The following is a 14,490-nucleotide window of genomic DNA, read 5'->3' as shown; positions in this document are numbered from 1 at the left end:
CCCTTTCTCATGCGCGTAACCATGCTGCCGCTGAATTTCAAAGTGATGTCCAAAGTACTTATTGTGCTCGCCATCGCCGCCTCGATGAGCGCGTGCTCGATGTTTGGCCACAAGAAGGACACCATCGACACCATGCCGGTGGAGAAGCTCTACACCACGGCGCATGACTCGCTGGAACACGCCGACTACGCGGCGTCCACCAAGGCCTATCAGCGCCTGATCGCCCGCTTCCCGTCCGGCGACTACAACGAACAGGCCCAGCTCGATCTGGCCTATTCGCAGTACAAGGACAATCAGCCGGACGACGCTTATTCCACGATCAACCGCTTCATCAAGACGTATCCGACCCACAAACATGTGGATTATGCCTATTACCTGCGCGGCCTGATCAATTTCGACCGCACCGGCGGCTTCGTCGAGCGCGTTTTCCAGCGCACCCAGTCGCAGTCGCGCCGCGACCAGGGCTATAACCTGCAGGCTTTCGACGACTTCTCGGAGCTTACCCGCCGCTTCCCGGACAGCGCCTACTCGGCCGACGCCCGCCAGCGCATGATCTACCTGCGCAACGTGCTGGCCCAGTTCGAGGTCAACGTGGCCGAGTTCTATCTGCGCAACAAGGCCTATGTCGCCTCGGCCGACCGCGCCCAGTACGTGATCGAGCACTACCAGCAGGCGCCGCAGACCGGCGACGCCCTGGCCATCCTCACCCGCAGCTATATCGGCCTGGAACAGCCCAAGCTGGCCGACCAGACCCGCCAGGTACTGGCCCTGAACTATCCGGACCACCCCTACCTGACCGACGCCAAGTGGCCGCATTCGCCGTCGATCCTGCGCAAGATGGTGCCCTTCTCCGGCCACCACTAAATCCTCTCCAACATCGGCTGCAGCGACATCCACGAAGAACGCCGCGACCCGCAAGGATCGCGGCGTTTTCGTTTTCAACTTCAACGCATCACCGCTACCAGCTCGCCGAAGCGGCTGAAGCCGGCCCGGGCGTAGACGCGGTCTTCGTTCTCTCTGGCCGTCATCAGGAACGGCAACTCGATACCCTGCACCAGCGCGTGCTCGGCCAGCAGAGCGGCCATAGCGCTACCGACACCCCGGCCGCGCGCATCCGCATGCACGCCGATGGCGGCAATCTCGGCAACGCCCCCAAGCGGCGGCGAGTACAGGCCCGCCCCCAGGGTTTCGCGACTACCGCTGGCACGCGCCAGCGCCACCGCGCCACCCTGGCCAACCACGCGTACCAGACGCTCCACGTCCGCAGGAGTGGTTTCAGTAATGCCGAAAGCCAGGTTCTGTACGTGCGCGGCGGCATGCAGATCGGCCTCGCATTCGGCGAGCTTCCACTCAACACCGTCCAGATCGCCATCCCCTGCCAGGGTGTCGCGCGTGCAGGTCATCAGCGACAGCGGCTGCTCGGCCGCGAAGCCCTCGGTGAGCAGGAACGGCAGCACCGCGGGCGCTAGCTCGCCGATGTACTCCAGCCGCGGCGTGCGTTGCCGGCGCTTGAACGCGGTAACCAAGGCCGACAATGCCGCGGCATCCGGTGCCGCGCCGTCGTCCGGCGTGGCGTAATTGCGCGACGGATCGGCGCTGGCCGTATCAAAGGTCAGGGTGAAAGGGGCCACGCGCAGGCCGCTTCCTTGCAGTGCCATGCGGGCACGCAAGTAGGCGGAGACACGACCCAGGGTCGTGCGGCTTTGAAATGTCATGTTATGCACTCTGCTGGCGCCACGTGGGCGCACAAGAACATCCGAGTTGAGGCTCGGGAACGGGACCGCTGCAAAGCGGCCGTCAGGCGTGCTTGGAGGCCGGCGAGATAAGAGCCCGCTCGGAAAACGAGAGCGGCCTTAGCAGGCGGCGATCTGCCCGACAGCAGCGGTGGCGGGGTTGTGCGAGGCGATGACAATCATTGGCGCACTCCTCTTGAATCGGCCGCGGATCGTTTCAAAGACTGGCGATGGCGTCAAGTGCGCGACGGCACGGTGGGGCGAGAAAGGAGAGATCACGCACGATGTGCCTCTCCTCTCTCGCTCTCGATTTCTACAGTCTACGCTTCAACGCCAGCCCGATGTGATCGGGTAGCGCCGCTCACGCCCAAACGCTCGCGTAGTAACGCGCGGACCCGGCGCCGACTGGCGCCGCTTGAACTCGTTGAGCAATACCAGCCGCACCACGCGGCGCACGGTGTCGGCATGGAACCCCTGTGCGGCGATCTCGGCCTGCGACTGCTCGCCTTCGATAAAGCGCTCGAGGATCGCATCCAGCTCGTCGTAAGGCGGCAGCGAATCCTGATCGGTCTGGTTGTCGCGCAGCTCGGCCGAAGGCGGGCGCTCGATCACCGCGGCAGGAATCGCATCGCTCTCGCCCAGGCGCGCGGCGTGCCCATTGCGCCAGCGCGACAACTGGTACACCACGGTCTTGTAGACGTCCTTGAGTGGCGCGTAGGCACCGCACATGTCGCCGTACAAAGTGGCGTAGCCCACTGCCATCTCGCTCTTGTTGCCCGTGGCGAGCAACAGCCGGCCATGCTTGTTGCTCAGCGCCATGAGCATCGCGCCGCGGGTACGCGACTGCAGGTTTTCCTCGGTGATGTCGGCAGGCTTGCCGGCAAAGGCCGGCGTGAGCGCGTCGACGAAACTCTGGAAGGTCTGCTCGATCGGAATGATGTGGTACTCCACGCCGAGCTGCTCGGCCTGCGCACGTGCGCCGTCCAGCGACAGCTGCGAGGTGTAGCGCGAGGGCATCATCACCGCCGTGACGCGCTGCGGCCCCAGCGCGTCGACCGCCAGCGCCAGCGTCAGCGCGGAGTCGATGCCACCGGAAAGCCCCAGCAGCACGCCGCCAAAACCGTTCTTGTCGATGTAGTCGCGAATACCGCGCACCAGGGCGGCATATAGCGCGGCCTCCGGTGCATCGGCAGTCACCGCCGGCCAGTTTTCCGGCACGAGCGTGCGGCTGTCGGCATCGAAATCGACCCACAACAGCGCGTCCACGAAACTCGGCGCACGCGCGGCGATCTCGCCGTCGCCATTCACCAGGATCGAGCCGCCGTCGTAGACCACTTCATCCTGGCCGCCGATCAGATTGAGGTACACCACGGCGCAGCCGGTTTCCTGCGCGCGGGCGCGCAGCACGGTTTCGCGCCCGGCCTGCTTGGCGTTGTCCCAAGGCGAGGCGTTGATCACCACGATCAGCTCGGCACCGGCCGCGGCGGCCCGCGCCGCCGGCTCGGGCTGCCAGATGTCCTCGCAGATCAGCAGGCCGATGCGCACGCCTTCGATTGTCGCCATGGCGGTTTCATGGCCCGGGCGGAAATAACGCTTGTCGTCGAACACGCCGTAGTTGGGTAGCGCCTGCTTGTGCGCGGTCACTTCGACGCGGCCTTCGCGCAGCAAGCTGGCCGCGTTGTACACCTCGCCCTCGCTATGCGGATGACCAACTAAGGCAGCTACACCATTGGTGGCTGCCGCCAAGGCGTGCAGCTCGCTGTCGCAGGCGGCAAGGAAGCTCGGCCGCAGCAGCAGATCCTCCGGCGGATAACCGCTCAGGGTCAGCTCCGGAAACACGATCAGGTCCGCACCGCCCTCTCGCGCCTGCGCCAGCAGGTCTCCGACTCGCGCGGCATTGGCCGCGACCGCGCCTACCGGAAAATCGAACTGCGCCAGCGCCAGACGAAGGGAGGACATGCGTTCGGATCCACTGCGGGGAGGGGCCCCGTATGATACCCGAGCAGGCTCTTAGCCCATCGGCTGGACCAGTAGCAGCATCGCCAGCGTCAGCATGAAAGCAGCCACCAGCACATCGAATACGCGCCAGGCCACCGGGCTGCGGAACACCGGCAACAACGCGCGCGCGCCGTAGCCCAGCGCGACAAACCAGATGACACTCGCCGTCGAGGCACCCCACGCGAAAGCCCAGCGCCCCTGCCCCTCGTAATGCGTGGACAGGCTACCGAGCAGCACCACGGTATCCAGATAGACGTGCGGATTGAGCAGGGTAAAACCCAGGCAGGCAAGGATCACGCGGCGACGACTGGGCGCGCCATCACCCGCCGGCTGCAAACCGCTTTCGCCGCACCAGGCGCGCCGCGCAGCCAGAAAGGCATAGCTGGCCAGAAACGCGGCACCGGCGAAACGCAGCACCTGCAGCAGCCCCGGCTGACTCTTTACCGCCAGACCCATGCCGGCTACGCCCAGCAGGATCAGCGCCACATCCGCCAGCACGCAGACCAGCACCACCGAACCGACATGGCGGCGCTGCAAGCCCTGGCGTAGAACAAACGCGTTCTGCGCACCGATGGCGATGATGAGACCGGCGCCGGCGACAAGGCCGGCGAAGTAGGCGGACGTCTGCATGGGGAACCTCGACAGGAAGGCTACCAATGTCGGGGATTCCACCGATTCAGTAAAACTAAATATCCTTAGTCATCATTAGATTTCCTAATTCAGCCGGATCGCGCCGATGAGCCTGCTCAATCCCCAGCTGTCCGCCTTCGCCGCCGTACTCAGCGAAGGCAGCTTCGAAAGTGCGGCACGCCGCCTGTCGATCACGCCCTCCGCCATCTCCCAGCGCATCAAGGTGCTGGAGGATCGGCTCGGGCAGGTCCTGATCCTGCGCCAGTCGCCCTGCCGCGCCACCGAGGCCGGGCAACGCCTACTGCGCAGCGTGCAGCAGATGCAGCTGCTGGAGGCCGAGACACTGGAAGATTTCGCGATCGAACGGACCTCGCACACTGCGCCCACCACGATCGCGATCGGCGTGAATGCGGATTCGCTGGCGACGTGGTTTCTCGGTGCGCTGGCGGAACTGCACCAGCAATACCAGTTGCTGTTCGACGTACGCGTCGAAGACCAGGACCACTCCACTGATCTGCTGCGCGATGGTTCGGTGTTGGGCGCCATCACTTCCGAAGCACACCCAGTGCAAGGTTGTACCGTGCGCAAGCTGGGTGTCATGCGCTATCTGCCAGTGGCTTCGCCCGCTTTCGTCGCCAGGCACTTCGCCAAAGGTCTCGACGCAACCTCGCTGGGGCAAGCGCCCATGCTCGTATTCAATCGCAAGGACGCGCTGCAATGGCGCTTCATGCGTAGCGTCACCCGTGCGCGGCTCGCCCCCCCGATGCACTACTTGCCATCGTCGACCGGCTTCGTGGAAGCCGCCGCGCTCGGCCTTGGCTGGGCCATGGCACCCGAGTCCATGCTGCAGAAGGCACTCAGCGAAGGCGAAGTTCAAGCCATTGCACCGCATCGCTGGCTGGACGTGCCTCTGTACTGGCAGCATTGGTCGATCCGCTCGGCGATGCTGGACCGGCTGACGGATGCTCTGATGCTGGCTGCGCGCCGCGATCTGCGCCCTCGCAGCAGCTGACAGCCGCTCCTTAAAGATTTCCCCACGGCGGCCGATCTTCTCAAAGACTCCGCCCGATCTATTGACTGGCTCCACCGGCTTTCATTCGCATGCTTCCGTATCGTCGTAGTGTTGTCGCCCTTTCACTAGTGTTTGCTACCTGCCAGGCCTTTGCCGCTGAAGTCGCCACGGTCGAGGTCAGCCTCGTCATCAAAGAAAGATGTCTGGTACGACAGGAATCCCGGAAGGTCGAGTCTCATCGGCCCCCGAACGTTTCGTGTGATCTGGACTCGCCGTATCTGGTGCAGCCCGGCACCGGTGTCTCGGACTCCCCAACAGCCACGCCTGCCGAACCATCGTCTCTAACCCTGGCACCCAGCCTGTGGCAGGTGACGTTCTGAGGCTTCTCAGAATTCGATGGTGGCTGTGATGGTGTCGCTGTAGTTGCCCGGCATCGGCGTGGTCTGCGCCGGTACGCTGCCGTACACCGTGATGGCCTGCGTAGTGCCGGTGCCGGTGGCGGTGACACGCGTGGTGCTGCCACTGCCATCGCCCCAGACCTGGGTATGCGCAAGGTCGGTATAGAGCTGGTAGTTCACCGAACCACCGCCGCCCTGTCGTTGCATCACCCGCGCCGCGACATTGCTACTGCTGCCACCGTTGAGCGAGACACGGTACGCATCGTTATTGGTGCACTGGACCGATAGGTTGCTGTTCGCGGAAAGCCCGGCGTTCAATACCCCGGCCGTGCCGAAATTGAGATTGCCGGCGCTGATGTTGCAGTTGTTCACCACCGTGGCGGTAGCGGTGAAGGGAAAGCTGGCGCCCGAGGCGGCGATCGAACCACACGCCGGCGCTATCAACAGGTAGGCCTGATAGGCCAGCACGGTCTGGGCGGCGCTGAAACTCTGGCTATAAACCGTGTTGCTGTTTCCTACCGAAGGTACCGTCGGCTGGTTGGCGGCAATCAGCCCGTAGTACGTCACCGATTGACTGGCCGCGGTGCCCAGCAGCGGTTTGGCGATGCTGAGGGAGATCGGTGTCGTGCCATTCGCGGTCGAGCCCCAGGGTTGGGAACGGGCGCTGTCCAGGTACAAGTCGTATTGCATGGTGCTGCCGCCATTGCTGAGTTGACGCGGACTGGGCGCACTCAGGTTCAGGCACACCTCTGCATTGGGCTGCAGCGAGATCAGCGCCCAGTCGCAAGTGACGGTAATGGTGCCGGTGCCCTGAACGGCGGCGCCACTGATCGGACTGACATTGCCAAAAACGATGTTGCTCGGGACCGCCGTGCAAACCTGTGCCTTTGCTTCGCCACCACACCACAGCGACAGGCTCATCAACAGAAGACATAACACCGCTTTCATGGCGTGCTCCCCGGTTGCCGCCGGCAAACCAGCGGGCCGATCAGCGGCAACCCGTGATCGGTGGGCGCCTGGTAGCGGAAGCTCACCGCGCAATGCCAATCGGCGCCGTCGAGCCGCAGATGATTCTCCGCACGCAATTCGCCGATGAAGGTGAGTCCGTCATAACCCACCACCGTGTCGGTGCCGCTCTCTTCATGATGGACGCGCGTGCCCGGCGGCAGCGGCTTGCCTTCGGCATCACGCAGGGCGATTGACGCGGCGGCATAACGCGCAATCGGGAAATGCGCCAGCACACCCGATTGCGCTTGCGGCACCGCATTCAGCGCCGTGGTATCCACGCGCATATCCGGCGCCAGCTTCATGCTGTCGATCGCCAGCGCGTTGTTCTGGTACGCGTTGAGATCGGGAACCAGCAGATGCCCGCCCTCATCGGTACGCCCGATGATGCGGTTCTCGTGGAACACCGGCACGTTAGCTACACCATCAGTGGAAACCAGGGCGAAGCCGTCGTAGATGTGCCGCGCCGGGTGCAGACTGCCATCCATCCACACTACTGAGCCCAGCGCATCGACGGATGTCACCGTATGCCCACCGGCCGACTGCACCAGTCCGGTCAACTGCCCCGCCGAGCCCAGGTATTGCAACTGCGCCTGACGGAAGCCGATGCCGCCGCTGCGCCCATCCTGCACACCCCAGCCCCAGCCGCCTGCGTAGTCCACGGGACGCAGCGCCTGCAGGTTGTAGTACGACTGCCCGCTCTGACTGCCAACCAGCGCGCTGACCGTCTGCTGATGATCTAGTGACAGGTTGGCGCTGAGGAAGACACCGCGGGACTTGGTATGCGCGAAGTCGCGATATGCGCTGAAGTTGAGTGTCAGGCGCCGCGCCGCCGACCACAGATAAGACAGCGAGCCGATGCGCGACGTCGGCACGCCGCGCTGCTGCAGCCCGATATAGCTGAGGGCGAGATTCTGTCCGCCGGCTAGCGGCAGCGAAAAGGTGACCCGCTCCAGCGAGCGCGGCGGCGGCGCGCCATCGCGCGTCGCCAGGTCGCCGTAGTCGCCAAAACTGCGGGTCAGTTCCGCGTCGATCGACAGACGCGGCTGGATCCATTGATAGCCGATGCTCGCCTGGCTGCCCTGAAACCGGCCTCCGCCGCTACCGGCCACCGAACCACTGAGCACACCAGCCTGACCAAACCGCACCAGCGCACCGATACCGCCGTTGAACAAGCCGCTGGTGGCCTCCGCATGCGCCTCCAGCGTCAGCGCATCGCTGATGCCGCGCCGCCACGAAGCGCTGCCGGCCAGATCCGGTGCGTAGTCGAACGACACCTCACCGTAGCGCCGCCGCAGAAAACCGGCTTCCACGGCGTAACTGGATAACCCCTCCGCCATCATCCGGGTGTCGATGTAGAGCGGCAGCGATGTGGTCACCGTGCGCCCCAGCGCATCGCGCGTCACCAGCGTGGCCTGGCCTGCGCCATTGATGCCGGCGGTGTTGTTGAAGACGAAGGGACCACTGGGCACCTCCACACTGGCACGGCGCACGTTGTTGACGTACAGATCCACCGCCGAAGGCACTGCCGCCGACCCGCTAAACGATGGCAGGGGAAAGGTGATCAGGTCAGGCCGCAGGGCGAAGTCGCTGCGCCACTGGAAACCCGCGAAGCGCACCGAGCGCGACCAGGCCAGCGAAGAAGTGATCGCATCGCCCAGTTGCAGCGTACTCAGCGTCGCCGGATCGGAGCGGCTCCATGAGGTTTCATAGCGCACATAGCGGCGCCGGTTGTCATTCGCGTAGAACGTGCCGGTGTTGTCCAGCACACCCGACGGAGCGAAGTAACGCAGCTCCGACCACAGGGCCAGTTGTGTGCCGCTATCGCTTTGCAGATAGGCGTCGTAGTTGAGCAGCAAGCCCCGGCCGGAACTGGCCGGCGACGAGCCGGGCAACTGACGGGCATCCACGGCAAAAGCGCGGCGCCAACGGTCCGGCACGCTCAGCTCAACGCGCTGCTCTGCCGCATCGTAGCGATAGCGCAATCCATCGATACCGTTCAACGCGACCTCGCTCGACGGTTCCACGCCGAGCTTGCCGATATCGATGCCGATCGTGGAAAGATCGCGCGCCGCGCACGACAACGCGTCACCGACCGCGCGAAAACGCAGGATCTGACCGGTGGGCTGGCCATTGAGGGTGACTTCCAGATAGACCTCTTGCGGCTGGCTCATGTCGAGCACGCGCGCGTCGGGCACATCGTTCGCCCAGACCCGGCCAACGGCCATCACCGGCATCCACAGCATGAGCGCACAACGGCACAGTGCGCGGACGCCCGGACCTCGCTTATCCCTGGTTTGTCGCGCATGCCCATGGCCTGGTCCGCGCAGCATGGGCCGACATCATCGCTGAGGGTCGACACTCAGCTCCGCCTCGGCGGGCTGAGCGTTGATATTCGCGCGAATCTTCAGCGGCGCTTGCAAATCCATTTCCTCCCGCAAGGTGATTCTCCATTGACGTGTTTTCCCAGCCAACGCATAACCCAGCAAGCCCTGATTGATCAGATGGACTTTGCCGTCGGCAGTGACAAGCTGTACCGCGCTCAGTTGCCCACGCCGACTGCCGCGATTACTCACCCGCAGTAGCCAGCCCTGTGCGTCGCGCTGCAACTGCCAAGTGAGTTGTGGCGCTCCGGGTTGCCCGGGCGGCTCGATGAATACGGGCACCGAATAACGCAGACGGATGGTGACGCCGTTGGTCGCCGCGGTTTCGGGGCCGGGAATTTCATCCACCAGTACACGATAGCTGTGCTCGCCCGTGGCGTCGTGCGCATCGCGCCGAATCAGCCGCACCAACTGCTCGCCCCGCGACGGGATACGGATCATCGGCGGGCTGGCGACCACTTCGTCGGTAGGCTCGAGCACATCGTCGTCGCTGCGCTGATCCCAGCGAAACACACGGACCTGCCCATACAAGGGCTGGTCACCCGGATTGCGCAAGCTGATGCCGGTGGCGCTCTGCCCCGCCTGAAGATCCACCATCACTGGCGAGATCTGCAGCGAAGACGCATACACAACCGGCCCCGCGGCCAGCGACAGGAGAATGCCTGCAACGATGCGTCGCATTACCGGCGGCGCGTCAGAAATAAACCGTCGCAGTCACCGTGGTCTGGTAGGTGTCGGGCTTGGGCGTCGCCTGACTCGGCACCTCGCCGTAGATATTGATGGGCTGCGCCGAGCCGGTGCCCGTGCCAGCCACTGTGTTGGTTCCCTGCGTGTTGCCCCAGGGCGTACTGCGCGCGGAGTCCTGATAAAGCTGGAACGCCACCGTCGTGCCTGTGTTGCCCGTTGCCGTACCCGCCATCAGGCGACTGGCCACGGTGGATCCCGTGACTGTGCCGGCATCCAGACCGACGTTGTATGGCGTGGTGTTGGTGCAGGTCACCGACACGGTGGTCTGTTGATTGATAGCGGTGGACAGCACGCCCGTGGTGCCGAAATTCAGCGGATTGGCGGTAATCGCGCAATTCGCCTGCAAGGTCAGGGTGACGGTGAATGTCGCAGTACTGGTGCCGTTGGAGTAGACAGCGGCATCGGCGAGCGGAGCGGCGGAACCGGCCAGGACGGCCACGAAACATGCGGAACAGAGCTGCCAGCACTTCATGAAAACCCCCTGGGGTCGTGGCGAAGAGCGATGCTTCTGCTTCCGAAATGCAGCGATCCATACGCCGTTCCGGAATCCATGTGTGGCGTATGTGTAGACCCCTTGCCGGTGGGAGTCAAATGTCAACGTTTGGTGGTCGTCTCTGGACTGTCTTTACTGCAGTCATCGCTGGCTCGTGCAACCGCAATTTCGTACCGGGCGCACAACATTCGCTGCCCCGACACTGGGGCAGCCTTACAGCGCCAGCCTCACCATGACCACGCCATGAGAGGGAACCTTCGCTGAAAAATGCCCTGTGGCACGGCCAAGCGACTTGTGCGCCCAAAGATCGCGGACGCTGAGGGAGAGCGCGGCCGGATAACCAAGATCGATCCAATCCGCAGTGATGTCCGCAGGCTTGTCGCTACGATTGAACAGCACGACTGCACGATCGCCATTCGCCAACGGTCGTGCCCACACCTCCAGATCGCCGTTGTCGCGCACACGATGACCCGCAACGCCAAGCCTGTCCTGATCAACAGCGATGATCTCGCGATTGAGCAAAATCTCCTTGGTCTTCGCATCCATCGCGGCGACATCGTTACCGGCCAGCAGCGGCGCGGCGATGGTCGCCCAGAGACTGAACTGCGAGCGGTATTCGTCGTCGGTCATACCGCCGTTGCCGATCTCGAGCATGTCGGGATCGTTCCAGTGACCCGGGCCGGCATAGGCATACAACGGTTCGGTCAAGTCCAGGATATTCACCACACCCAGACTCGTGCCCTTGCGGCCGGCCCAGGTGTCGTAGATGTCTTCCGTGGCGCGCCATAGATTGCCGACCTTCTCACCCCACTCCCAAGGCATCGACTTGTCGGTCATGGTGGGCCGGTTGACGCCCCAGTTGCAGATAGAGAACACGATGTCGCGCCCGGTGGCACGCAACGCATCCGCCATCGTCGTATACGCCTCTTCACTGTCGCGCGTGCCGGTAAAGCACCAGTCGTACTTGAGATAGTCGGCACCCCAGCGCGCATAGGTGAGCGCGTCCTGGTATTCATGCCCCAGGCTGCCGGGGCGACGTCCGCAGGTCTTGGTACCGGCATCCGAATAGATGCCGAACTTCAATCCTCTGGCGTGGATGTAATCGGCGAGCGCTTTGATGCCAGAAGGGAACTTCACCGGATCGGCCACGATGTTGCCGTCCGCATCGCGCCCGCTCTGCCAGCAATCATCGATGATCACGTATTCGTAGCCGGCATCACGCATACCGCTGCTGACCATGGCGTCAGTCACGTTGCGCACGGCTTGCTCGTCGATCTTGCAACCGAACTTGTTCCAGCTGTTCCACCCCATGGGTGGCGTCAGCGCGAGGCCGTTGGCTGTGCGCGAGGGATCACGCGAGGGCCGGAAGATCGATTTGTTCGGCCCGAACTCCGTGCGATAGATCTTCTGACTGCCAGGCTCATCCCCAGGCGGCGTTTGCGCGACCGCGGAATGTGGCAACAGCAGCAAACTTATCCATCCAAGCAAGGCGAAGGACATCCCGCGCAAATAAGTGCCACGTCTCTTTGCGTACATCGACTCTTACTCCCTGGACGAATCGTGGTTGGCGTGACCGGCATGCAGCCAGACCCAGTCGGCCATCGCCTGCTGACCGGAAGGAACACCGATAGATTGGGCGCATCCCCACGGCGCGCCTCGCCCAGAGCAAGCCAAGGCTGCGGGCGACGCGGCAAGCTATCAGGGATGCGTGCGCCTTGCCTTGCAGCTAATCAGCGCAATCGATGACGAATTCGGCCTAAATCGCATCACACCAAAGGCGTCGATGCATCGCGACAGCCGGCGCTCTTCAAACAGCCAAGAAAAAAGGGCCGCATCGCTGCGGCCCTTCTTCGTTCGATCATGTTGATCGATTACTTCATCAGCTTCGCAAGCGTCTTGCCCAGATCGGCAGGCGACTTCACCGTGGTGACGCCAGCCTTCTCCAGCGCAGCGAACTTCGCCGCCGCGGTGCCCTTGCCGCCCGAGATGATCGCGCCAGCATGGCCCATACGCTTGCCGGCCGGAGCCGACGCACCCGCGATGAACGACACCACCGGCTTCTTGACGTACTCGCCGATGAACTCGGCGGCGTCTTCCTCGGCGCTGCCGCCGATCTCGCCGACCATGATGATGCCTTCGGTCTGCGGATCGTCCTGGAACAGCTTCAGGCAGTCGATGAAGCTGAGGCCGTTGATCGGATCGCCGCCGATGCCGATGCAGGTCGACTGGCCCAGGCCTTCGTTGGTGGTCTGGAACACGGCTTCATAGGTCAGCGTGCCGGAGCGCGACACGATGCCGACCTTGCCCGGCTTGTGGATGTGACCCGGCATGATGCCGATCTTGCACTCGCCCGGGGTGATGATGCCGGGGCAGTTCGGACCGATCAGCACGGTTTCCGGATGCTGCTGCAGCACGTTCTTCACGCGCAGCATGTCGAGCACCGGGATGCCCTCGGTGATCGCCACGATCACGCGGATGCCCGCGTCGATGGCTTCCAGGATCGAGTCGGCCGCGAACGGCGGCGGCACGAAGATGACGGACGCGTCGGCGCCGGTTTCGTCCACGGCGTCAGCGACGCTGTTGAAGACCGGCAGGCCGATGTGCTGGCTGCCGCCCTTGCCCGGGGTGACACCACCGACAACCTTGGTGCCGTAATCCAGCGCCTGCTGCGCGTGGAAGGTGCCCTGCTGGCCGGTGAAGCCCTGCACGATCACCTTGGTGTTCTTGTTGACCAAAACGCTCATTCGATTGCTCCTCAGGCCTTGGCCGCAGCCACGGCTTTCTGCGCCGCGTCGTTGAGATCATCAGCCGGCGTGATCGCCAGGCCGGAGTTGGCCAGCAGTTCGCGGCCCAGCTCGACGTTGGTGCCCTGCAGGCGCACCACCACGGGGATCTTCAGGCCCACTTCCTTCACCGCGGCGATGATGCCCTCGGCGATCAGGTCGCAGCGCACGATGCCGCCGAAGATGTTGACCAGGATGGCCTTCACCTTGTCGGAGGAAAGGATCAACTTAAACGCCTCAGTGACGCGCTCCTTGGTCGCACCGCCGCCCACGTCGAGGAAGTTGGCCGGCTCGCCGCCCGCCAGCTTGATCACGTCCATGGTGGCCATGGCCAGACCGGCGCCGTTGACCATGCAGCCGATGGTGCCGTCCATGGTCACGTAGTTGAGGTTGTGCTGCACGGCAGCGGCCTCGGCGGCGTCTTCCTGGGTCAGGTCGCGCATGGCGGCCAGATCGGGGTGACGGAACTCGGCGTTGTCGTCCGAGTTGACCTTGCCGTCGAGCGCGGCGAGGTTGCCGTCCTCGAGGATGGCGAGCGGGTTCAGCTCGACCAGGGCCAGGTCCTTCTCGTTGAACAGCTTGTACAGGCCCAGCATGATTTTGGTCAGCTGAGTGACCTGCTTCGGATTCAGATCCATCGCGAAGCCGAGCTGGCGGCACTGATAGGGCTGCAGACCCTCGACGAAATCCACCACGATGGTGTGGATGTCTTCCGGGGTTTCCTTGGCGACTTGCTCGATGTCCACGCCGCCGTGCTTGGAGGCGATGAACGAGACGGCCTTGGTATCGCGGTCCACCAGGATCGACAGGTACAGCTCTTTGGCGATGTTGGTGGCGTCGGTGACCAGCACCAGGTTCACCGGCAGCGCACGGCCGGCGGACTGGTAGGTTTCCATGTTGGTGCCGAGCATGCCCTTGGCGGCAGCACGGACGTCATCGAGGCTCTTGCAGAACTTCACGCCGCCGGCCTTGCCGCGGCCACCTGCATGGATCTGCGCCTTGACCATCCACTGGTTGCCACCGAGATGCTTGGCGGCGTCGACGGCGGCGTCGGGAGAGTTGGCAACCTTGCCCGGGGGTACGGCAATGCCGTACTTCGCGAACAATTCTTTAGCCTGGTACTCGTGGAAATTCATTCGATACCTCGAGCGAACGGGGAAAAACATGGCGGCCGCGTCCAGAAACCTGGGCGGGCATGGGGGAGCGGACGGCGAACGGACACGGAGTCTGTATGCGCTACCGGCATGCAGTGCGCCGCCGCCATGCCTCGACATGACGAAAACTGCGCAATACGGCCGGGTATTTTC

12 protein-coding genes are annotated in these 14,490 nt (G+C 63.8%); 2 read left to right on the top strand and 10 right to left on the bottom strand.

The genetic code is table 11. The features are described from left to right. Positions 1-9 precede the first annotated feature (9 nt). Positions 10-864, top strand: coding sequence for an outer membrane protein assembly factor BamD (locus ISS97_RS06885; RefSeq protein WP_379986999.1), 855 nt, complete (start codon positions 10-12; stop codon positions 862-864). Positions 865-944: 80 nt separating this feature from the next. On the opposite strand, the gene ISS97_RS06880 is transcribed toward ISS97_RS06885, so the two are convergent. The 3 genes from ISS97_RS06880 to ISS97_RS06870 all read right to left on the bottom strand — a co-directional run bounded on the left by ISS97_RS06880 (position 945) and on the right by ISS97_RS06870 (position 4,361). Then, a complete protein-coding gene (locus tag ISS97_RS06880) occupies positions 945-1,715 on the bottom strand; it encodes a GNAT family N-acetyltransferase (protein WP_379987000.1) in 771 nt (256 codons plus the stop codon). 345 nt (positions 1,716-2,060) lie between these two features. After that, positions 2,061-3,692, bottom strand: coding sequence for an NAD+ synthase (locus ISS97_RS06875; RefSeq protein WP_379987001.1), 1,632 nt, complete (start codon positions 3,690-3,692; stop codon positions 2,061-2,063). Positions 3,693-3,743: 51 nt separating this feature from the next. Further along, on the bottom strand, positions 3,744-4,361 hold the full coding sequence (locus ISS97_RS06870) for a LysE/ArgO family amino acid transporter (protein WP_379987002.1): 618 nt from the start codon (positions 4,359-4,361) through the stop codon (positions 3,744-3,746). Between the two features lie 106 nt (positions 4,362-4,467). On the opposite strand from ISS97_RS06870, the gene ISS97_RS06865 reads away from it, so the two are divergent. Continuing rightward, positions 4,468-5,373, top strand: a complete 906-nt coding sequence (locus ISS97_RS06865; protein WP_379987003.1) for a LysR family transcriptional regulator ArgP — start codon at positions 4,468-4,470, stop codon at positions 5,371-5,373. A gap of 386 nt (positions 5,374-5,759) precedes the next feature. Here the strand turns inward: ISS97_RS06865 and ISS97_RS06860 are convergent, their stop codons facing one another. The 7 genes from ISS97_RS06860 to sucC all read right to left on the bottom strand — a co-directional run bounded on the left by ISS97_RS06860 (position 5,760) and on the right by sucC (position 14,319). Next, positions 5,760-6,719, bottom strand: coding sequence for a Csu type fimbrial protein (locus ISS97_RS06860; protein WP_379987004.1), 960 nt, complete (start codon positions 6,717-6,719; stop codon positions 5,760-5,762). Next, entirely contained in the window at positions 6,716-9,004 is a 2,289-nt protein-coding gene (locus ISS97_RS06855) for a fimbria/pilus outer membrane usher protein (protein WP_379987005.1), read from the bottom strand. Before ISS97_RS06855 ends, ISS97_RS06860 begins: the two co-directional genes overlap by 4 nt. Positions 9,005-9,118: 114 nt before the next feature. Continuing rightward, entirely contained in the window at positions 9,119-9,841 is a 723-nt protein-coding gene (locus ISS97_RS06850) for a fimbrial biogenesis chaperone (RefSeq protein WP_379987006.1), read from the bottom strand. A 13-nt stretch (positions 9,842-9,854) separates the two neighbouring features. Beyond that, on the bottom strand, positions 9,855-10,379 hold the full coding sequence (locus ISS97_RS06845; RefSeq protein WP_379987007.1) for a Csu type fimbrial protein: 525 nt from the start codon (positions 10,377-10,379) through the stop codon (positions 9,855-9,857). Between the two features lie 234 nt (positions 10,380-10,613). Next, positions 10,614-11,936, bottom strand: a complete 1,323-nt coding sequence (locus ISS97_RS06840; RefSeq protein WP_379987008.1) for an alpha-galactosidase — start codon at positions 11,934-11,936, stop codon at positions 10,614-10,616. Positions 11,937-12,271: 335 nt separating this feature from the next. Further along, positions 12,272-13,144 carry a succinate--CoA ligase subunit alpha gene (sucD, locus tag ISS97_RS06835; protein ID WP_379987009.1) on the bottom strand — a complete coding sequence of 291 codons (873 nt, stop codon included), beginning with the start codon at positions 13,142-13,144 and terminating at the stop codon, positions 12,272-12,274. Between the two features lie 11 nt (positions 13,145-13,155). After that, the gene (gene sucC / locus ISS97_RS06830) at positions 13,156-14,319 is read right to left on the bottom strand and encodes an ADP-forming succinate--CoA ligase subunit beta (RefSeq protein WP_379987010.1); all 1,164 of its coding nucleotides are present in this window, start codon (positions 14,317-14,319) and stop codon (positions 13,156-13,158) included. Positions 14,320-14,490 lie beyond the last annotated feature (171 nt).

The sequence above is a fragment of the Dyella koreensis genome, assembly GCF_044904565.1.
In the GTDB taxonomy this organism is placed as follows: domain Bacteria; phylum Pseudomonadota; class Gammaproteobacteria; order Xanthomonadales; family Rhodanobacteraceae; genus Dyella_D; species Dyella_D koreensis.
Note: the sequence above shows the minus strand (reverse complement) of the source record. Positions and strands in the feature narration are given on the sequence as shown.